Annotated in this window: 19 protein-coding genes; 9 read left to right on the forward strand and 10 right to left on the reverse strand. The window is 65.6% G+C overall.

Annotation, left to right across the window (positions count from 1 at the left end):
• Nucleotides 1–30: 30 nt before the first annotated feature.
• Nucleotides 31–1,152: an alpha/beta hydrolase gene (locus NCO8_RS11690; protein WP_084456941.1), complete on the forward strand. Its 1,122-nt coding sequence runs from the start codon at nt 31–33 to the stop codon at nt 1,150–1,152.
• A gap of 95 nt (nt 1,153–1,247) precedes the next feature.
• Here NCO8_RS11690 and NCO8_RS11695 read toward each other — a convergent pair whose 3' ends face one another.
• The gene (locus NCO8_RS11695) at nt 1,248–2,150 is read right to left on the reverse strand and encodes a LysR substrate-binding domain-containing protein (RefSeq protein WP_067638889.1); all 903 of its coding nucleotides are present in this window, start codon (nt 2,148–2,150) and stop codon (nt 1,248–1,250) included.
• A 79-nt stretch (nt 2,151–2,229) separates the two neighbouring features.
• Here NCO8_RS11695 and NCO8_RS11700 point away from each other — a divergent pair, with 79 nt between their 5' ends.
• From NCO8_RS11700 to NCO8_RS11725, 6 genes are all read left to right on the forward strand, one after another.
• Complete coding sequence (locus tag NCO8_RS11700; protein WP_312032642.1) at nt 2,230–3,180, forward strand: EamA family transporter; 951 nt, start codon at nt 2,230–2,232, stop codon at nt 3,178–3,180.
• The gene (locus NCO8_RS11705) at nt 3,177–4,040 is read left to right on the forward strand and encodes an NmrA/HSCARG family protein (protein ID WP_067638890.1); all 864 of its coding nucleotides are present in this window, start codon (nt 3,177–3,179) and stop codon (nt 4,038–4,040) included. The genes NCO8_RS11700 and NCO8_RS11705 overlap by 4 nt, the downstream gene beginning before the upstream one ends.
• Nucleotides 4,037–4,996 (forward strand): SMP-30/gluconolactonase/LRE family protein, encoded by a 960-nt coding sequence (locus NCO8_RS11710; protein WP_157104886.1) that lies wholly within the window; start codon nt 4,037–4,039, stop codon nt 4,994–4,996. The genes NCO8_RS11705 and NCO8_RS11710 overlap by 4 nt, the downstream gene beginning before the upstream one ends.
• Nucleotides 4,997–5,179: 183 nt before the next feature.
• Nucleotides 5,180–5,416 (forward strand): dienelactone hydrolase family protein, encoded by a 237-nt coding sequence (locus NCO8_RS32160; protein ID WP_210739959.1) that lies wholly within the window; start codon nt 5,180–5,182, stop codon nt 5,414–5,416.
• Nucleotides 5,417–5,649: 233 nt separating this feature from the next.
• Nucleotides 5,650–6,816 carry a hypothetical protein gene (locus NCO8_RS11720; protein ID WP_067638891.1) on the forward strand — a complete coding sequence of 389 codons (1,167 nt, stop codon included), beginning with the start codon at nt 5,650–5,652 and terminating at the stop codon, nt 6,814–6,816.
• Nucleotides 6,813–7,085, forward strand: coding sequence for a hypothetical protein (locus NCO8_RS11725; protein ID WP_067638892.1), 273 nt, complete (start codon nt 6,813–6,815; stop codon nt 7,083–7,085). Before NCO8_RS11720 ends, NCO8_RS11725 begins: the two co-directional genes overlap by 4 nt.
• 179 nt (nt 7,086–7,264) lie before the next feature.
• On the opposite strand, the gene NCO8_RS11730 is transcribed toward NCO8_RS11725, so the two are convergent.
• Nucleotides 7,265–7,819 carry a hypothetical protein gene (locus NCO8_RS11730; protein WP_245655321.1) on the reverse strand — a complete coding sequence of 185 codons (555 nt, stop codon included), beginning with the start codon at nt 7,817–7,819 and terminating at the stop codon, nt 7,265–7,267.
• 1,299 nt (nt 7,820–9,118) lie between these two features.
• Here NCO8_RS11730 and NCO8_RS11735 point away from each other — a divergent pair.
• Nucleotides 9,119–9,979 (forward strand): hypothetical protein, encoded by an 861-nt coding sequence (locus tag NCO8_RS11735; protein WP_157104887.1) that lies wholly within the window; start codon nt 9,119–9,121, stop codon nt 9,977–9,979.
• Here the strand turns inward: NCO8_RS11735 and NCO8_RS11740 are convergent.
• The 5 genes from NCO8_RS11740 to NCO8_RS11755 form a co-directional block, all read right to left on the reverse strand.
• Nucleotides 9,966–10,169, reverse strand: coding sequence for a hypothetical protein (locus NCO8_RS11740; protein WP_067638898.1), 204 nt, complete (start codon nt 10,167–10,169; stop codon nt 9,966–9,968). The two genes, NCO8_RS11735 and NCO8_RS11740, sit on opposite strands and share 14 nt — an antisense overlap.
• A gap of 873 nt (nt 10,170–11,042) precedes the next feature.
• Nucleotides 11,043–11,174 carry a hypothetical protein gene (locus tag NCO8_RS32735; RefSeq protein WP_281201973.1) on the reverse strand — a complete coding sequence of 44 codons (132 nt, stop codon included), beginning with the start codon at nt 11,172–11,174 and terminating at the stop codon, nt 11,043–11,045.
• A 43-nt stretch (nt 11,175–11,217) separates the two neighbouring features.
• Nucleotides 11,218–12,237 (reverse strand): crotonase/enoyl-CoA hydratase family protein, encoded by a 1,020-nt coding sequence (locus tag NCO8_RS11745; protein ID WP_067638900.1) that lies wholly within the window; start codon nt 12,235–12,237, stop codon nt 11,218–11,220.
• 68 nt (nt 12,238–12,305) lie between these two features.
• Nucleotides 12,306–12,749 (reverse strand): diiron oxygenase, encoded by a 444-nt coding sequence (locus NCO8_RS11750; RefSeq protein WP_067638902.1) that lies wholly within the window; start codon nt 12,747–12,749, stop codon nt 12,306–12,308.
• Between the two features lie 22 nt (nt 12,750–12,771).
• Nucleotides 12,772–14,403, reverse strand: a complete 1,632-nt coding sequence (locus tag NCO8_RS11755; protein WP_067638907.1) for an acyl-CoA dehydrogenase family protein — start codon at nt 14,401–14,403, stop codon at nt 12,772–12,774.
• Between the two features lie 136 nt (nt 14,404–14,539).
• Here NCO8_RS11755 and NCO8_RS11760 point away from each other — a divergent pair, with 136 nt between their 5' ends.
• Nucleotides 14,540–15,268, forward strand: coding sequence for a PaaX family transcriptional regulator C-terminal domain-containing protein (locus NCO8_RS11760; protein WP_067638908.1), 729 nt, complete (start codon nt 14,540–14,542; stop codon nt 15,266–15,268).
• 221 nt (nt 15,269–15,489) lie between these two features.
• Here the strand turns inward: NCO8_RS11760 and NCO8_RS11765 are convergent, their stop codons facing one another.
• The 3 genes from NCO8_RS11765 to NCO8_RS11775 all read right to left on the reverse strand — a co-directional run bounded on the left by NCO8_RS11765 (nt 15,490) and on the right by NCO8_RS11775 (nt 19,484).
• Nucleotides 15,490–16,437, reverse strand: a complete 948-nt coding sequence (locus NCO8_RS11765; RefSeq protein ID WP_067638910.1) for a capsular polysaccharide synthesis protein — start codon at nt 16,435–16,437, stop codon at nt 15,490–15,492.
• A 75-nt stretch (nt 16,438–16,512) separates the two neighbouring features.
• Nucleotides 16,513–17,901 carry an MFS transporter gene (locus NCO8_RS11770; protein ID WP_084456944.1) on the reverse strand — a complete coding sequence of 463 codons (1,389 nt, stop codon included), beginning with the start codon at nt 17,899–17,901 and terminating at the stop codon, nt 16,513–16,515.
• Between the two features lie 77 nt (nt 17,902–17,978).
• The gene (locus NCO8_RS11775; protein ID WP_067638912.1) at nt 17,979–19,484 is read right to left on the reverse strand and encodes a hypothetical protein; all 1,506 of its coding nucleotides are present in this window, start codon (nt 19,482–19,484) and stop codon (nt 17,979–17,981) included.
• Between the last annotated feature and the right edge of the window lie 149 nt (nt 19,485–19,633).

A 19,633-nucleotide genomic window follows, 5' to 3' on the forward strand; every position in this document is an offset into this window, starting at 1 on the left:
TCTCCGACACACCGCACCAGGAGCACCACCATGCACACCACGCCCCCTACACCGCACCGTTGGGCCCGCATCACCGGAGCCGGTATCGCCGCTCTCGCCGTGCTGGCGGCCTCGGCCTGCTCCGGCACCGACACCACCACCGCGGTCGCGCCGGTCACCCCCATCGCGGGCCTGGCCTCCGGGGACCTGTCTCGTGGCGCGGACAATTTCTACACCAGCGACCAGGTCACCTCGACCCCCGTGAAGTTCAAGAACCAGTATCAGATGGAGGTCACCGGAAACCTGTTCGTCCCCAAGAATCTCGCCCCCGATACCCGCGCCGCCGCCATGGTGGTCGGCCACCCGATGGGCGCGGTCAAGGAACAATCGGCCAACCTCTACGCCACCAAGATGGCCGAACAAGGCTTCGTCACCCTCGCCCTCGACACAGCGTTCTGGGGCGGCAGCGCAGGCGAACCGCGCAATGCGGTGGCCCCCGACATCTACACCGAAACCTTCAACGCGGGTGTGGACTACCTGCGCACCCAGGACACCGTCGACCCCGAACGCATCGGCGCCCTCGGCATCTGCGGCTCCGGCAGCTTCGTCATCTCCGCCGCCAAGATCGACCCCCGCATCAAAGCCGTCGCCACCGTCAGCATGTACGACATGGGCGCCGCCAACCGCGACGGACTCGACCACTCTGTCACCGCCGAGCAGCGTCAGCAGATCATCGCCCGCGCCGCCGCGCAGCGTGATATCGAATTCCGGGGCGGACCGGTCGAATACACCGGCGGCACCGTCCACGAACTCACCCCCGAATCCACACCCATCGAGCGCGAGTTCTACGACTTCTACCGCACCCAGCGCGGTGCCGTGACCCCCGAGGGCGCAACACCGGACACCACCACCCACCCAACCCTGTCGAGCAACACCAAGTTCATGAACTTCTACCCGTTCAACGACATCGAGACCATCTCCCCGCGCCCGATGCTGTTCATCACCGGCGAGAACGCCCACTCCCGCGAATTCAGCGAAGAGGCCTACCGCCTCGCCGGTGAACGCAAGGAACTGGTGATCGTCCCTGGGGCAGGCCACGTCGACCTCTACGACCGCACCGGACTGATCCCCTTCGCCAAGCTCGCCTCGTTCTACTCCCAGAACCTCGCCTGATCGACCGGCTCAGTCGCCCGTTGTGCCCGGGCGACAACCTGCCCGAGCTGTCGACACGCGGTGCTCGACACCCTCGGGACCGGTCACATCGCGCATCAGCGTGATCGATAGGAGCCGACGTCTACAAGTGGCCCGATGTCGAGAATCTCGAGAAAGGCGGTGGCGGCGGGTGTACAGCCGAAGTGGTTCCAGATGGCGTACTCGACACGGCTCGGCGCATCGACGACCTCGACGATGGTGACGCCGGTGAGTTCCGGCGCGTACGCGGCGGGGAGCATGGCGACGGCCAGGCCTGGACGGACGAGCCGCGCGATGTAATCGGCCGTAGTCACCTCGAAGGCGACGTCGCGGTCCAGGCCCGCGGCGGTGAAAGCATCGTCGGTCTGGCTGCGCCCGGCCGTCCCGGCAGGCAGGTCGACGAACGTTTCGTCGGCAAGCCTGCGCAGATCCACCATGTGCTCCCCCACCAGCGGATGATCCGGTGCGACCACAGCGACGAGCCGGTCGCGAGCGAGTTCCTGTGCTGCCACACCGGCGGGTCGTGCGCTGGTCGGCAACCCGAGAAACGCCACGTCGAGGGTGCCTTGTTCGACCTGTGCGGCGAGGTCGTCGCTGGCACCAACCCGTAGACTGACGCGCACGTGCGGATAGCGCTGCCGGAAGACCCCAAGCGCGCCCGGGACATCCACCGCGGTGACGGTCGGAATCAACCCCACAGCAAGTCGTCCGCGTATTTCGCCGACTGCCGCCGCCACCTCGCCGACCGCCCGTTCGGCCGCTTCGAGACACTGCCGGGCGGCAGGTAGAAACGCCGTGCCCGCAGGGGTGAGGCGAACCCGGCGGCTCGTGCGTTCGAACAGCTTCGCGCCGAGTTCGCGCTCCAGGCGGGCGATCTGGTGGCTGAGCGCGGATTGAACGACATGGCAGCGTTGCGCGGCGCGGGTAAAACTGTTCGTCTCAGCGACGGCGAGGACGTACCGCATCTGTTGGAGCTCCATGGATCAATCTTGGATTGCGATTGATGCGGTGACAAACAAGCATTGGACTCATTGATCGTGCTGCGGTCAGATCAGAAGTGTGAAAAATCCAGCAGCCCAACCACGTTCCACCGGTGCAGGGGGCGGCGCGACCAGGAATAACCTGTCCGGTGTCGCCCTCGCGGCGTTCGCCCCCGCGGTATGGGGTACGACCTACGTCGTCACGACCGAATTGCTGCCACCGGGGCACCCATTCTTCGCCGGGCTCCTGCGCGCACTGCCCGCGGGGCTGATCGTGCTGGCCGCGACCCGGATCCTGCCGAACGGGCAGTGGTGGTGGAAGGCGTCGATACTCGGTGTGCTGAACATCGGCCTGCTCAACGCACTGTTGTTCGTCTCCGCCGAACGCCTGCCCGGTGGGGTCGCGGCGACGCTCGCCGCAGCCCAGCCACTGATCGTCGCGGCCTTGGCCGTCGGGGTTCTGCGAGAGCGGGCCTCCGGGTGGCGGGTCGGCTGGGGTGTGGCCGGGATGGCCGGAGTCGGCTTGGTTGTCATCGGGCCGGACGCCGCACTCGACCTCGTCGGTGTGGCGGCGGGTCTCGGAAGCGCCGCCTCGATGGCCCTGGGTCTTACGCTCACCAAACGATGGGGACGGCCCGCTACGGCCGACCCGGTCACGTTCGCCGGCTGGCAGCTCGCTGCGGGCGGTCTGTTCCTGTTGCCGCTCACCGCGCTTGTCGAAGGCGCTCCGCCTGCGATAGACGGGCCCGCCGCCCTCGGCTACCTCTGGCTCGGTCTCGTCGGCGGGCTGATCGCCTACGTCCTGTGGTTTCGCGGCATCGGCACGCTGCCGGTCACCTCCATCGCCGTTCTGGTCTTGCTCTCACCGCTGGTCGCCGCCGCGCTCGGCGCCGTTCTGCTCGGCCAGACACTCGGTCCGGTCCAAGTCGTGGGATTTGCGCTCTCTCTCGCGGCCATCGTCGCCGGACAGCTGCCTGCACCGGCCCGCACAGCCGCTTCCACACCCATCCAGGAAGGAACATCTCGATGACAACCACCTTGGCTCCCAAGACTGTCCTGGTCACCGGCGCGACCGGCGGCCAGGGCGGTGCCGTGGCCCGCGGTCTGCTCGGCGGCGGTTGGCGGGTGCGGGCCCTCGTCCGCGATCCGCACACCCCGGCAGCCAGGGAGCTGACGGCGCTGGGTGCGGAACTGGTCACCGGCGACCTCGACGACCCGGCATCGTTGCGTGCGGCGGCACACGGCGCCCACGGGGTGTTCAGCGTGCAGCCCGCCGATCTGACCGCACCGCAGCCGGAAACCGAAGTGCGGCAAGGGAAGAACGTTGCCGATGCCGCCGCCGCCGTGGGGGCCGCGCACCTGGTCTACAGCTCCGTCGGCGCCGCCCGGCACAAGTCCGGCGTGGCCCATTTCGAAACCAAAGCCGAAATCGAGGCACACATCGAGGCCCTCGGTGTGCCGGCGACGGTGCTGCGCCCCGTGTTCTTCATGGAGAACTGGCGTCACCTGATGCCGGAGGTGGTGGACGGCGAGCGAGTTGGCTCGCTGGCGCTGGGCTCCGAAACGACCCTGCAGATGATCGCGTTGGCAGATATCGGCTCGATCGCGGTCGAGGTCTTCGGCAACGCCGACGAGTTCATCGGCGAACAACTCGACATCGCGGGCGACCAGCTGACCCCGCGGCAGATCGCGCGGATGTTCACCGAATTCGACGGCATCCCGACCCGATTCACCCGGCAGCCGGTCGAGGAGCTGCGCGGTGTCTCCGGGGAACTGGCGGCCATGTTCAGCTGGCTCGACGAGCACGGATACGAGGCCGATATCCACGCGCTGCGACGGCGCTTCCCGCAACTGCTGACCTTCGAGAACTGGCTGCGAGGTCCGAAGTGAAGCGGGCCGCCGTCGCGACCGTACTCTGCTGCCTCGCCGCCGTCGCGCCCACGCAGAGTGCCGCGGCGTGGCCCTCGCTGTTTCCCACCACGATCGACCTGCCCGCCGGCTTCCGGCCCGAGGGCATCACCATCGGTGCGCGTCCGGTGATGTACGTCGGTTCGGCCGCGGACGGCTCGATCTATCGTGCCGACCTGGTGACCGGGCATGGGGAGATCCTGAGCCGTGGCCCCGGAACACCGTCGCTCGGGCTGCGGCTCGACGACCGTGGCAGGCTGTTCGTCGCGGGCGGGTCGAGCGGCGACGCCCGCGTGCTCGACGCGCGGACGGGCCGGATGCTGGCGAGCTACCATCTGGCGCTCTCCGAGGACACCATCGTCAACGACGTGGTGATCACCCCCGCCGGCGCATGGTTCACGGATTCGCGCACGCCGGTCCTCTATCACCTGCCGTTCGGTCCCGACGGCACGCTCCCACTGCCCGAAGCGGTGGTCCGTGTGCCGTTGACCGGCGACATCGCCTACGTGCCTGCGGCATTCAATGCCAACGGCATCGTCCGCACACCCGACAGCACCGGGCTGATCGTCGTGCAATCGGTGACCGGGCACCTGTTCCGTGTCGACCCGGCGACCGGACACACCCGCAAGGTGGACCTCGGCACCGAAACGGTGCCCCACGGCGATGGTTTGCTTTTACACGCCAACACACTGCTCGTCGTGCAGAACCGGCTCGACACGATCGCCGTGATCACCCTCGACCGCACGGGTACGACGGGCACGGTCGAGCGGCACGTCACCGACCCGCGCCTCGACGTGCCGACCACAGTCGCGGAGTTCGGCGGACACCTGTACCTACCGAACGCCCGCTACGACACCACACCGCAACCGGCTACGCCGTACACCGTTGTGGCACTGGAACCGAGCCACCAACGCTCATCGCGCGAGGGCTGTTCTTGATCGCGATGACTCCAGGGACGGCCCTGCGCCACATACGGATCGGCTATCCGGCGCTGCTGAGCGCCGGATAGGGCCGGTGCGAACCCCTCGCTCCATCGAGAATCTCGCGCCCCGCACGGGCCCCACCTCCGTCGCCATCCTGCTGCGTGACCTGGCCACGAACTCGCGCGCCACGACTACTACGTGCTGGTTCCCAACCTCTTCTACCGGCACGGCCCGGCACCGGTGATCGAATTGCCTTCCTACATAGGCGAAGACGTGCGACTCCCGATCGTCGACCGACTCATGCCGCTGATCGAAGCCCACACCGTCGAACAAGTCCGCCGCGACGTGGACACCTACCTGCGCTTCCTCATCGCACAGCCGGAAGTGCTCGCTGGACCGGTCGCGGTCTGCGGCTACGCATCGGCGGCTTCCTAGCGGCACGCACCGCTGCCACCCGTCCCCGACGTGGTGGCGGCCCTGGCACCCAGATAACGCAACCCGCCAGGACGAACGAGCCGATCGCGCCCGCTCCGACAGAGGACAACACGATCACCCGCGTGCGGCCGACACGACTCGCGGCAGGGATGCCGACAGCGAGCAGCTGACCCGGGAAGTGGGTAAAACCTGATTCGAAGTGAAGGTTCTTGCCGCGCATGTACCTTCGGGACATGGGGAGTGCAGCCGGAGCGGTGCGCAGGTTACGCGGTCCGCTCACGGTGGTGATTGCGATGGTGGTCGCGATTTCGGTCGTGTGCGTGCTACCGCGATGGTGGTGCGGCCGGGACGCCGACGGGTGGTATCGAGGTGACCCGACGTTGCTGCGTGGACTCGCCGAGGAGATGGTCGCCTTCCAAGCCGCCGACGATCATCGGCGAGCCACCGGCGGAGGAGACGGGATCGTCGGCATGTGGGGGCTGCTCGCCCATCAGATGACAGCACAGGGTTTGGCGCAAGCGTGTCTGGAACATCCCGAATGGCGGGAGCGGTACGCCCCGGTCATCACTCGCGCCGCAATCAAAAGTCTTTTGCCCCAGATGCGTTCGGAGTTCACGTCGGCATGGCACGGCCGCGACGGACTCGCCGAACTCGACAGCACCGACGGTCACGCCTACCTCTCCTATCCGGCCCTCGCGCTCGGCATGGCCCGGTGGATCGATCCAGCCTTCCCTGCCGACCTCGCCGTTCAGCACGACGCGCTGATCACCGCCCTCGAGCGGCGGCTGCTCGCTTCGCCGACCGGGCTGCTCGACACCTTCCCCGGCAGGGCGTACCCCACCGATGTGGCCGCGGTCGCGGCGGCGATCGCGGTGCACGGCAGGGTGACAGGAGTCGATCACACGGCGGTCATCGCGCATTGGGTGCGACAGGTGCGCGCGGTTCAGATCGATCGCGACACCGGACTGGTCATCCAGCGCATGGGAACCGACGGCCGACCCCAGGACGCACCACGCGCTTCGGGAACCGGTTTGGCGGCCTATTTCGCCGGCTTCGCGGACCGGTCGCTGGCCGAAGAGTTGGCAGCAGGGCTGTTCGGGCAGGAAAGAACTGTCCTCGGATTCAGCGCGATCGATGAGTACGGTGATGGCTACAGCGGCCTCGGTGATATGGACAGTGGCCCCTTGATCCTTGGAATATCGGTGTCGGCCACCGGTTTCGCACTCGCTCCCGCCCGCGCCTTCGGCCACCGCGACACCTTCACCCGCCTGTTCCGCACAGCCGACCTCTTCGGACTATCACTACACAGCGGAACCCGCACACGATTCGCCACCGGCGGCGTGATCGGCAACGCGCTCATGCTCGCGTTCCTGTCTTCGGGACCGGAACTGGCCCCATGAAGGTCCCCAACGCAGTGTCGACCGTGTGGTGCCTGTTCCGCATTCCGCTGGTCCTGGCGGTGGTCTACCTCGCCCTGCATGCGGCTCTGGCGGCGTCGTCGGCCCGACACGGGTATGGATCGCCCGATGGCCTCGGAGCAGGCTTCGTGACCCTTGCCGTTGTCGTGGTAGCGCTACGCCTCGTGCTGATCATTGCCGTCCCAGCGGTTCTCGCTTACCGCGTCGTAACACTGGTCCTGCCGAAGATCCGGCCAGTCGACACGCGATAGGTGGCTACGGGGCGTGCCAGAACCTCGAAGCGACGTCACGATCCCTTGCGACAACCCCTGCCTCTGACAGCGGGCGGTCCGCCGGATCGAGTCGGTGTGGCGGCGGCACGAGGGACCGAACGCTCCACGATCTTCTGCCCATCGTCAGCAGATTCGCACCGATGCCAGCGTTTGCGTCGTCAGCCTCTCGCTGCGCCTTGGGGCCATACGATGTCGACCGGGATACCGCGTTGGCGCGCCAGTTCGACCACGGTCCCGGTGCCCGCGCGTTGCCCGTCCTGGCCGTCCCAGACCGCGATCATCCGATCCACACCCTGGACTAGGGCTTCATTCGCGGCCTCGTAGGCTTCGCGGCCCGCATTGTCGAAGTCCATGATCCGCACCGTCGTGGCGCGGGCGAGCAGCGCGTCGAACTGGGCAAGGTGGTCCGGCTTCACCTTCGCCTCACGGTAGTTGGCCGAGGGCAGCACCACCTCCAACTGGCCCCCGACGTCGAGGACGGCTTCGGCGAACACACTGTCAGCGCCCCTGGCGATACAGGAGATCCCCACGAGGCCCGTGGTACCTGCCAGCAGTTCGGCGATCGCTTTGCGCACCAGGTCACCCGTCGCGGCGTTGATATTCATGTGTCCGGTGACGCTGATCCTCATACCGCCCATCATGCCGCTCAAAACCGACCTCCACGGCAGCCAGGTATCCACCGGATGATGCCCGGCCTGGACCAAGGCGACCACAACGTCATTCGCTGGATGCTCGCGTACAGGAGCCGTTTCACACACTCCGAACAAACCGCGCCTTCCGCAGCGCTTGGGACGGCACCCCATGCAAATCAACTACAACTGGCGCCGCACACTCATGCGCCTGCGCGTACCCGACACCAAACAACCCCTCGCCCTCAACCTCGAAATAAACGAGTACGGAGCATGTTCTGAAGTCCTCATCGTCCATGGCATCTACAGCACATCCGCAATCGCCTGCTGAGCGTCAGTGAGAACACCGCGCCAGGAGCCAGCCCCCTTGGTGGGCATTGAGGTCGGTGGTGAAGCACTGTCAGAAATCTTCTTCACCGTCAGCACAGCCCCAATACGAACGTCCACTCCTGTCCTACAGAGAACCCCAAAGTGCAGCAAAGCGAGGAGGGGAGGTGCGCTAAGCAGATAGAAGATCTCGCGATAGTCGGGGCGGGTTCGCCAGTTATAGCGCATTCCATCGCCGCGCCTCCGGTCGTGAGCGGTGGGGACGCGATCAGAAGGTCACCGGCGGAGCGGGGTTCGAGTATCGGATCAGCGGCGAGCTGGTCAGGGTCTCCGAGCGGCGAGCCGCAGCCAGTGATCCGACCTTGTTCGAGGTGATCGAGGCAGCTACTGGCCGCACCCTTTGGCAGGCCAGCACGAGTTACCTGAACATCTACGGTGACGCGGTCTACCGGACCGACTGCACGGCAATGGGAACACCCAAAATGCAGTGCACCACAATACAACACGATATCGGCGATGGAAAGGCGTCGTGGCCACACCCCGCCACCGGAACTCTCGGCGACGACATGATCGGAAACCGACACCAGCAGGCTCCACCGGAATCGGAGTATCCGCCTCTCTGGCGAGGCCACCCTGGTCAGCGAATTCACTGACCAGCAACGAGCGGTTGCCCCTTGGTGGTGAGTGACGGCAACGGCATAGGTGAGCTCCAGTCTCACCGCCGAACACTCGGCCGCGGTTTGGGCCGTGAACCTTGGCTTTCGGGCGCCATGTGCCCACCTTTCAAAGAGGTCACCGACAAACCCAGAGCTCGGACCAACTATTGTCCTATTCGATCAATCCGTTTCAGTTGGGCACTCACTCAGACGGAGATTCGCCGGACTATCGAGTGCTCGTCATCGATTCGCCTCGGTGCCAGATTCGACGCAGCTATTTCGCCGCATATGGGTAGGTTTGCCCCCGCGGCCGACGGCGCCTAAATTAGAGACGCATGATAGGATCGCGAATAATTGCGGAAGGCAAATGGGCCTGTCGTATTTTTCACGAGGAATGCAGATGAGATCCCAAGAGTCAGGTCCGGGGCGCGAGGGTTCTCCGCACCCTTATGTATGGGTACGGCACACCATTGAGACGCATGGCAGATCTCGCCTGCCAGTGACCGCCGGGTCGCTCGCGACATCTTTGCTCATCGCATTTGCTGGGCACCTGATGGGCGTCAATCTCATGCTGCGGCTCGGTATAATGTTCGCCGTTATCGCCACCATCGCATTGTCACATTCGATCAGCGTACGGCTGCTTTCCCAAGTTGCCGTCACAACAATTGCAAAGCCGGGCGCCCTTTCGATACATCTACGCCCGGTCGGCACCGCGTCTGCATTTTTGACAAGCCTGATCTTGACTCCGCCTCTATTTGTCATCGGATACCAGAATATGATCCCCGAGGCCATACTGGGAGGCATCGCCGGTCTGGCAATAACCTTGATCCTCCCAGTCGGCGCACTTCTCCATAAGAATCGAGCGTTCCTTCATCTCAGCCCCGAGACGATCCACATCAGCACTGCTTTCGACGATTTCGAATGCGCATGGAAGCATGTCCACCGCATCCGGCTCACCGACCACCGGCCGGGCACCACTATCCTAATCGAGTGCAGGCACGGTGGATTGATTGTTCGCAAGAGAATGCCGGTTTTCTCCCTGATGTTCTCCGGGCCTGACTGGGAGTTCTCGGCGAAAATATGGGGGTCCTCGGTCAACTCACTCTTGTCGACTCTTATTTATCTCCATGAAAACCCGGTCGCCAGACTGTCACTGCAGGAGAGTGAACTCAGAGCGATGCTCGATGACCCGGAGTGGGCTACCGAACGCAGTCCTGGGCGAGTCTCACGCTGTTTGAATTCGTTGTTCAGCAAGCACTGACCCCCAACCCCGGCGGCAGTAGAGTGGGACGGCACAAACCCCCCTCCTTGACCGCCGAGATCTTGGCGTTCGACAGGACGATGCGAAGCTTCTTGTCCTCACTGATCATGTCGAAACTGCAGGCACGGTGAGATAGCACGGCGCCGCTCTCGTGAATGCTGATTCGGATGCCGCCGGTCGTGTCGGCCACGGTGACGGCTTTATCACGGCAGCGGCCAGCACAACTTTGGACAGTCGACCAGTTCCTGGGTATGCAGAGCAAGGCGGGATAGGAAATGACCAAAGTACTTCGAATGGCGAGACCTTGTGGCGCGAAATCATCCCACTGGGACTACACAGCCCGCACCTAGCGTAAGATCAAACTTTCGAACAGCCGTATTGTCAGCGACACGACATGCTTGGCGGGCCACCTCTGCGCTGACGCCATATATTCACAGCCGCGTCTCAATTGAATTTTTGCAGCGGAGTCCAGATGATCCGCGGGCCCAGATTGAAATACATCCTACGGCTAAATCTCTAGCTCTATGCCGTCCTGGTCCCATGCCCTGACGCACCCCTGGGTCGGCGCCTGGATCATGAGGAAGTCTTTGCCATAGACTACTTCGGCGTCCGTCCTGTCACCTGCTAACTCGACCAAAATTCGAGAGTCAGCCTGAAGACTGTATTCCATTCCCGTAGGTTCGAATATAACCTTCAGGACGCTCTCTTCCCAGGACCGTACATAAAATCTAGATATCATCGAAACTCCAAATCCGACGGAACACTTGTTCGCAGATCATTTCACAACAACACGTTCGCGCACGTTTTGGCAACTTCACCTGCCTGCCAAGTGGTCACCGCACCGATGAAGGTCGCGGTGGCCACGCCGGTGGCCTGGACGAATTCAGGGCTCAATCACGACGCCATTCGAATCACCCGCCGATCCGGACACCGGAGTCACCGCCGGCCGGGTATGAGAATCACGCCTGCGGCACCGCCACCTACGCTCGGTGACAGAGGGATCGAGGCGAGTTCGGAAGGAAGGCATACGACCTAAAGACATACTGACCGGACAGACCGCCTATCACGGCGGCTCATCGATCGACGTCGCGGACCCCAGGCGCCCGCTATGGGAGGCAGCGCTCGCTCGGGGCCGGTTGATGCTGATCGTGGTCACCGGCCCGTCGCGCTCGACGGTCACGCTGGGTTCGGTCATCGGTGCGGTTCTCCTCGGCTCGAGCGACCATCGAAGGTAGACATCAGCGCTCGAACTGGTCTCGTTTGTGGTCGCCGTACGGATCGTCGCGTTCGCGCACCGCCTCCCGGAAACCGACAGTGGCCGAACGGGTCTGGAACGCGTAGCCCTCACGGGTGTGCCGGGAGATGCCGTCGAAGACGGTGCTGATCATGGCCGAATTGGCGACGCCCTGGGTGTTGAGCGCGGAGTTTAGCGCTAGCTTGGCCATCATCAACTGGTTGACCGGCATTCGCGCGATGCGCTCCACCAGCGCCTCGGTACGCTCATCGAGTTCCTCGGCGGGGCAAGACTCCACCGCCAGACCCCATTCGGCGGCCTGCTTGCCGCTGATGCAGTCCCCGGTGAACAGCAACCGCTTGGCGCGCTGGTCGCCGAGCCGGTGCGCCCACAGGCCTGCCGCCGGAATGCCCCAGACCCGGGTGGGCGGATAGCCGATCTTGGTGTCGTCGGCGCAGATGATCTGGTCGGCGTGCAGCGCGATGTCGGTGCCGCCCGCGATCGCGAAGCCGTGGAGCTTCGCCACCGTCGGCTTGTTGGCGTGCATCAGGCTGGCGAAACCCTTGGTGAACCGGCTCATCATCGCGTAATCGATCATCGGTTCCCACACCCCCTGCGGGTTGTGGTTGATCGCGTTGACCACCGGGTCGAGCACCGTTCCGGTGACCTCGTCCGGCCCGTGCGCGCCCGCGAAACCTTGTTCGGCGAACATGTCGAGGTCATAGCCGCCGCAGAACCCTTTGCCGCGCCCGGAGACCACGATCACGTGCACGCGCGGGTCCAGATCGGCCCGCTCCACCGCGTGCGCCAGATCCCGCGGGGTGTGCGGGGTGATCGCGTTGCCCTTGTCCGGGCGATTGAACGTGATCCGGGCGACCCGGCCGTCGCGTTCGTAGGTGAGCGTGGAGCACTCGCGCTCGAAGTCCGGATCGGGGCGGTGCAGCCACGGCGAGTCGGGGCCTTCGGCCCAGCTCTCGTACCAGGCCGCCGGTCGTCCGCCGGATTCGTGCTCGGGGTGGGACACAGTGGGTTCCTTCGGGTTCGACAGGTAAAGATCAGCTGGCAGCTCTGGGCGCCGGTTCGCGGACCGGCTCACCGTGATAACGCGTGGGCGGCCCATCGATGCCCGCCAGCTTCCAGACACCGCGCGCCACCGGGTTCATGAGTCCCACTTCGTGGGCGAGCGCGGAATTCGGCCGACCCGCTGGGCAGGTTCAACAGGTAGAGCATGACCCCCGACATCAGCAGCTGCTCGAACTGCAACCCCACCTTCGCCATGCCCGCCTGCCGGTGCATGCCGATCTCGATCCGCGTCGACTCCGGCAGTGATTGATACCAGGGGTGGCGGCCGATGAGGTCGGATTCGGGGAGAATCCACCGGCGATCGCCGGGCGTGACCTGGAATTCCGTTGCGTCCCAGTCGATGTCGTGATACGGACTGAAGCCGCGTCGGACCGAGGCGTCGGCCAACTCGTGCAGCATCTCGGCGTAGTCGAGGGCTTCGCCGGCGGCATTGCGTTCGGGTGTGATCATCATTGATCGCGCTCCTTGTCCGGGCTCAGGCGAGCTTCGGTGTGGATCGTTCGAGAATCGCCGCGGTGTCGATGCCGAGCGGAAGGGTGCCGAAGACGTCGCCACGGTCCCCCGCGAGCCGGGTCCGCAGATACCCGTCGGCGACGGCCGGATGTCCGTAGCGGACCAGCAGCGAACCCTGCAACACCTGCGCCATCTGCCCGACCACGCGGCGAGCCCGGTACTGCATGGTCTCGAAGTCGCCGAATTCCCGCTCGAGGCGAGCGATCGCGGTGTCGAGTTCGGCCGAGGAGCCCGCCGTCGACTTCACCTCGTCCAGGAAGACGCCGAGGGTCTCGGGCTGTTTGGCCATGGCGCGCAGAGTGTCCAGGGCCGCGACATTGCCCGACCCCTCCCACACCGACATCAGCGGCGCCTCCCGGTACAGCCGTGGCATCCGCGACTCTTCGACATACCCGTTGCCGCCCAGGCATTCCAGCGCCTCGGCGGCATGAATCGGGCCACGCTTGCAGACGTGGTACTTGGTCACCGCCAGCGAGATCCGGCGCAGCGTCGAGGCGTGCTCGTCCCCTGCCACCGCGCGGTCGGTAAGCTCGGCCAGCCACAGTCCGGCAAGCGTCGCGGCCTCGGCCTCCACGGCCAGATCGGTGAGCACGTTGCGCATCAACGGCTGGTCGATGAGGGTCGCGCCGAAGGCGCTGCGGTGCGCGGCGTGATGGGCCGCGTTGGTGATTCCGACCCGCATGCCCGCGGCGCTGCCGAGAATGCAGTCGAGGCGAGTGAGGTTCACCATCTCGACGATGGTCGGCACGCCCCGGCCCTCGGCACCGACCAGCCAGCCGACGGTGTCGTCGTACTCGACCTCGCTGCTGGCATTGGAGTGGTTGCCCAGCTTGTCCTTCAGCCGCTGCAGCCGGAACGGGTTGCGCGTGCCGTCGGGAAGCACCCTGGGCACGAAGAAGCAGGACAGCCCGCCTGCCGCCTGCGCGAGCACCAGGAAGAAGTCCGACATCGGCGCCGAGGTGAACCACTTGTGGCCGGTGATCCGATACGAACCGTCGGGTTGGGACACGGCGGTGGTGGTGTTCGCGCGGACGTCGGAGCCGCCCTGCTTCTCGGTCATCGACATTCCCGCGGTGAGGCCGAGTTTGGTAGTGGGCACCCGCAATTCGGGATCGTAGACCGCACTGGTGAGCAGCGGCTCGTAGCGCGCGGCGAGTTCGGGATTCGCCCGCAGCGCGGGCACCACCGCATAGGTCATCGACATCGGGCAACCGTGGCCCGCATCCACCTGCGCCCAGACGCTCATCTTGGCCGCCCGGACCAGGTGCGGAGCCGGGCGGTCGTCGGCCCACGGCACGGCGTGCAGGCCGAAGCTGATGGCTTTGGTCATCAACTGGTGGTAGCTGGGATCGTAGACGACCTCGTCGACGCGATGACCGTAGCGATCATGGGTCTTCAGCACCGGAGGGTGCGCCTCGGCGAGGTCGCCCCACTCCTGCGCCTGCGCGCTGCCCGCCAGCCTGCCGACCTCGTGCAGCTCGTCTAGGGCGTGGCCGGCATCGGTGCGGTGCAGCGCTTCCAGCACCACCGGGTAGTCGGCCGGGTCGTAGTCGACCAGCGGCGGTACCTGATTCGTCACCTCGTGGGTTGCCATGCTGATCCTTCCGGCAGTGCGTGTCGCGGCTCACTCGCGACCGATATTGCAAGTTTGCATCGCGTGACGAAAAATTGCAATGCCTGCTCGACGATCCTTGCGCGTACGCGCGCCGCCGACTGGCTACCATCAACCGATGGTGCGGAACTCGCTGCCGCTGCGCCGGCTCACAGCTCGATCGGCGATCCTGAGCGTCCTGCTCGGCGCACACCCGGCACAAGCATCGGCAGCGACGATCGTGCACATGGCAACTGAACTCGGCCTGCAGGAGTCGACGGTGCGCGCGGCCCTGACCCGCATGGTGTCGGCGGGCGACCTCGAACGCGACGACGCCACCTACCGGCTCACCCCCAGGCTGCTGAATCGCCAGAAACTGCAGGACCTCGCCCTCGACCCGATCCTGCGCCCTTACGACGGCGACTGGCGCCTGGCGATCGTCACCACGGGCGCCGAGGCCGCAGCCGAACGTACCCTGCTCCGGGAATCGCTGCAGACCAACAAGTTCGGCGAGATCCGCGAAGGCGTCTGGGGACGCCCGAACAACTTGGGCACCGCCCAGATCACCGCGGCCCACCGACTGACCTATGTGACCGGCCGCCCCGACGACCCCGCCGAACTCGCCACCCGCCTGTTCCACCCCGCCGACTGGGCCGACACCGCGGCGGAACTACTGACGGCCCTGGCCGCCGCCGACACGATGCGCGACCGTCTCGAAGTGGCAGCAGCGATCGTGCGCCATATCCTGCACGACCCGATCCTGCCCACGGAGTTCCTGCCACAACCGTGGCCCGGTGCCGACCTGCGCCGCACCTATCGCGAATTCCGCGCGGAATTCACCACTTTCGCCACGACTTTCGTACCGTGACACGCGCCCATCTGCGCGAATTGCATCGGCCAGTGGTCCCCGGACCGCGGTGTGCAGCGCCATGGAACCGGCGTCGAACTTGCGTGCTGGGGCGACGTATCCCGGGGCGACGATGTCGGCGGCGGTGCAGTGGAAGGTGTCGTACAGACTGGCAGATCAACGCCGCGACGCGGGCGCGGCGATTCGGTCGAACGTCAGCCCGCCGGAGTTCGTGGAAGTACTCATCTACCAGTTGGTCCGGTGCCGAGAAGGTGCTCGAGGACCGAACCGGGTGGGACCGTGTCGTATTTGTAGCTCAGCTTTTGCAGCGGCGCGGCCGTGAGAATCGCGTCCACGGTTGCGGGGTTCCACGGCTGCATCATCTCCAGTTGCAGCAGATGCGCCGCCGACGACGACAGCCGGGGTGTGCTGTCCCACTGGCCCCGGACTTCCGGGACGAGGGCCCGCAACACCTCGAAGACCCGGTGGTAGAGAAAGTAGTCGGGCAGGTCGTCGTAGGCGTCCCACCATGCCTGCAACGCAAGATACTGCAGGGTGATCAGGGGGGTTCGGGAATGGGAGGCGATGAACCAGTTGGCGATCTGGCGCTTTGTCCAGCTGGGAAAGACGGTGCCGGACCGGAGGTAACGGTGTAGCTGCGCATCGAGGTTGCTGCCGAGCCAGACGGTGGCGTCGAACCAGATACCGCCGTGCTCGGCGAGCAGTCGGGTGCGCAGGTAGTCGGAAAAGTGCGCGGGCCGTGACTGTTCCACCACCGTGGCGATGCGGTCGGGAATATCGACGAGATCGCGTGCCGAAGCACCATCGAGCACCCGCAGGTGCGGGTAGAAGCGCCGGATCTGCGCGATACACGCCTGCACCAACGGTGGTGCGGTGTCCACCGGTTGGTTCCAATAGGTGAAGACGCGATCCGATGGCACCGGCGTCCTGGCATACGGCCCGGCGAAACGGACCTGCCAGCGCGCCATGATCGGCGGCCTGGCCGGCAGACCCGCCGCGACCCGCAACCGGGGCAACTGCGGCCCGAGCAGCTCCAGCACCCGCCAATAGGTGGCGTAGGCAGCGTCGAGATCGAGAGTCTCGTCGAACTTCGCCGAACGCTCCAGTTGAGTCCGCAGCCCAGTCGCGACCCGATCGAGGTCGCGCTGCTGTCGACGGAGTGTGGACATGGGTCCGAGGGTACTGCCGGGCGAAAACACATCCCCCGCCTTACGGGCGGGTCTCTTGGTCCGAAGTCGCTCCGGTCAGGACGGGAAAAGTGGATATTCGTCAGCCGTTGGTGCGGGACTCGTGACTGGGGAACTATCTGGAGATCGTGCCGGTACCCGGTCGACACGCGCCAAGAAGAACAGACTCACCGCCACCAAAACCGCAGGAAGCACCGACATGCCCACGGTGACTCCGATGAGCGCGGTGCCCGACTGCGCGACGGTGACCCCGGCGGGCGAGGCGACGAACCCGGACGCCGCGAGAACCAGCAGGTAGAGGCCCGGACCCACAGCCATGCCGAGGGTCTCGCCCGCCGTCCACAGGCCCGAGAGGACGCCACCATCGTCGCGTCCGGTCTGTGCTGAGCGCTCATCGATCAGATCGGGCAGGATCGAGTACGAAAAGGTTTGAGTCCCCGCGTATCCGATTCCCGCCACGCTGATCGCGACGAACACCCAGGCTCCCGGGTATACCGCCGCCGCGGACAGCACCGATGCGCCACCGACCACCAGAATCGACGCGACCATGAACGCACGGAGTTTGCCCCACCTCCGCCCCGGCAGCGACCACAGGGGCATCACGACGAGCGCCGGTGCGATGTAGGCGAAGAACACCGGCACTATCGCTGCGGCGTCGCCCAGAACATAGGTGGCGAAATACTGTGCACCGGCGAGCATGACCGAGCCCGCGAGAGTCTGAACAATAAAGGCCACCAAGACAATCCGGTATCGGCTGTGTTCACGAAGAACCGCCAACACCGGCGGAACCCCGCGCGAGGCGTCGGTCTCTGCGACGGAGCGCTGCCTTCGTGCCGGTCGCGCCGCTGTGGCGGACGCCAACGACATCCCGGTTGCGATCACCGCGCCGGCCGTCACCGCCATCGCGGCGTACCCGGCGCTACCGCCGACAGCGTCGCGGATCGCCGGGCCTCCCGCGCCGAGCGCGAGGGTCGCGAGCGCGACCACCGCGATGCGGGTGGCGACGAGGCGGGTGCGTTCGTGGTGGTCGGGCGTGAGGTCAGCCGGAAGGGCGACATACGGGACCTGGAAGCACGAATACGCGATCGCGGTGGCAGTGAACGTGACCAGGACCCAGATCGCCCCTACCGTCGGTGTCACCGACGGCGGGACACAGAACATCAGGACGAACGCCGGCACGATCGCCACGGTGCCCAGCCACATCAACCGGGTCCGGGACCCGGTGGCCGCCGCGTCAGCGTCACTCCGGGCGCCGATCACCGGATTGAGACCGATGTCCACGACCTTCGGCGCGACCACGACCACCGCGGCAAGGAGCGGGCTCACCGCGAGCGAGTCCGTCAAGTAGTACGCCAGCACCAGACCCGGGAGCACGCTGAACCCGCCGGTTCCCAGACCACCCGCGGCGAATCCGGCGACGATGCGGTGCGGGAGCCGAAAGGACATGGCGGCGAGCGTAGATTCTCTTAGTCAATTGCTCAAGTCAAATGACCCTGTTTGCCCGAGATACACCTCGTCGGCGGTTATCCTTGTGCCGTTCCCGTGGACCAGGTGATCGACCCTCCGTCGTTGCGGTAGAGCACCAGATTGCCGGTGTCCTCCAAGACCAACGTCGACGGGCCCTGGGTCCACGTCCTCGACGACCACGCCGCGGCCCCGCTTCCGGTGTACAGGACCAGGTTGCCGTCGTTCTGGTTGACCAGATTCTCTCCGTTCGTCGTCGCGGTGGACCACAGCACTTCCCCGCTGGTCCGATAAAGCACCAGGTTGCCATCACCTTGTAGCCACAGCTCGTAGAGTCCGTTGCGGGACCGGAGCGCGGACGCGCGGGGCAGGGTCGCGCCCGCTGCCAACCGCTCGGGCCAACTCGGGACCGGCGTGACACCGTCACCACGCAGGGCCGCGCTGACATCGGCGGTGATCGGCTCCTTGCTCGCCATCGTCGTGGTGACCAGGCCGAAGTGGCACTCGGGATCATCGGCGGCGGTGCAGCGATCACGGTAGGAGTACACGATCAGCGGACCCGCATATGGCAGCGCACGCCACATCCGGACGCCCTGCACGAGGTACTCGCTGACGGTGCTCGCGCTCGGGATGGCTGCGAGTCCGGCTGTCGGATAGCCGAATTCGGTAGCCCACACCTTCTTCGCGGTGTCGCCGTGGCGAACCATCACCGAGTGCACCAGGGCGAGCTCACCACACGGCATGGCCTCCGAGGGTGGCCCGAACATATTCCACCAACGATTGACACATTCGGGGTCGGCAGGACCTTTGCCCGAATTCCACGCCGGATACGGGTGGTGCGCGACAGCATCGAAATAGTTGCGATACCCACGGCTGTACGCCCAGTCCAACCAGACCGACGGCGCGTTCGGATTGGTCCCACCCTGCACCGTCCCCGCCCCCGACGCCCCGGCCAGAACAACACACCCGGGACAGCGCGCCTTCACTCGCGGGTAGGCGAGTTTGACGAGCTGCCAGTAACGCGCTTTGCGGTCGCCGACGAAGTTGGCGAAGTTCACGAAGTTCGGTTCGTTCCAGATCTCGTAGGCCTGGACCTTGCCGCCGAAGTGCGCGACCGTGCGATCCACGATCGAGGTCCAGTCCTGGTCGCGGGTCGGGAACCACTTGTCGCCGCTGTGACCGCCGTTCGCCCACGGCGGCGCGTAGGCGAGGACGAGCAGAACCCGCATTCCGCGGGCGGCGGCGGCATCCACGACCGGGTCCAACCGGTCCCACCGCAACGGCGCCCCACGAGCCGGTTCGACAGACCACCAGTCGAGGTCGAGGCGCAGCACCGGAACCTTGGGCGACACCGCGGACTGCATGGCGGACAGACGCCGCACGATGTCCGCACCGTCACCTGAGCCTTCCGCGAAGCCGACATCGGCGGACGTGAAGGAATCGGCGGGCGCTGCCATCGCCGGGCCGGGCACAGCCGCCATCACCGACAGCGTGCTCGCGACCAACGCGAGCACCGTATTCCCGACGCGAATTCGTCCGAGCAGGGCGAGAATCGATGTCTTCATCCAGAAGGCCCTTCTGTATGAAATCTTCGCGATCGATGCGTGTGCTGTAGTGTGCGCCGACTCTCACGAATGCCCCGAATGACACGCCGTCAACGAGGTTTCGTCACCCAGTCCGGTCTTCGTCCTCGGTTTCGACCCTGATTGCCGAT

The organism is Nocardia coubleae NBRC 108252 (assembly GCF_001612805.1).
Classification (GTDB): domain Bacteria; phylum Actinomycetota; class Actinomycetes; order Mycobacteriales; family Mycobacteriaceae; genus Nocardia; species Nocardia coubleae.

Coding starts and splice junctions, on each gene's coding strand:
- NCO8_RS11770 (WP_084456944.1), bottom strand. CDS start 17,901: ATGTCCTTTCGGCTCCCGCACCGCATCGTCGCCGGATTCGCCGCGGGT.
- NCO8_RS11735 (WP_157104887.1), top strand. CDS start 9,119: ATGAGATCCCAAGAGTCAGGTCCGGGGCGCGAGGGTTCTCCGCACCCT.
- NCO8_RS11765 (WP_067638910.1), bottom strand. CDS start 16,437: ATGTCCACACTCCGTCGACAGCAGCGCGACCTCGATCGGGTCGCGACT.
- NCO8_RS11725 (WP_067638892.1), top strand. CDS start 6,813: ATGAAGGTCCCCAACGCAGTGTCGACCGTGTGGTGCCTGTTCCGCATT.
- NCO8_RS11690 (WP_084456941.1), top strand. CDS start 31: ATGCACACCACGCCCCCTACACCGCACCGTTGGGCCCGCATCACCGGA.
- NCO8_RS11775 (WP_067638912.1), bottom strand. CDS start 19,484: ATGAAGACATCGATTCTCGCCCTGCTCGGACGAATTCGCGTCGGGAAT.
- NCO8_RS11755 (WP_067638907.1), bottom strand. CDS start 14,403: ATGGCAACCCACGAGGTGACGAATCAGGTACCGCCGCTGGTCGACTAC.
- NCO8_RS11705 (WP_067638890.1), top strand. CDS start 3,177: ATGACAACCACCTTGGCTCCCAAGACTGTCCTGGTCACCGGCGCGACC.
- NCO8_RS11760 (WP_067638908.1), top strand. CDS start 14,540: ATGGTGCGGAACTCGCTGCCGCTGCGCCGGCTCACAGCTCGATCGGCG.
- NCO8_RS11695 (WP_067638889.1), bottom strand. CDS start 2,150: ATGGAGCTCCAACAGATGCGGTACGTCCTCGCCGTCGCTGAGACGAAC.
- NCO8_RS11720 (WP_067638891.1), top strand. CDS start 5,650: ATGGGGAGTGCAGCCGGAGCGGTGCGCAGGTTACGCGGTCCGCTCACG.
- NCO8_RS11750 (WP_067638902.1), bottom strand. CDS start 12,749: ATGATGATCACACCCGAACGCAATGCCGCCGGCGAAGCCCTCGACTAC.
- NCO8_RS32735 (WP_281201973.1), bottom strand. CDS start 11,174: ATGACCGAACCCAGCGTGACCGTCGAGCGCGACGGGCCGGTGACCACG.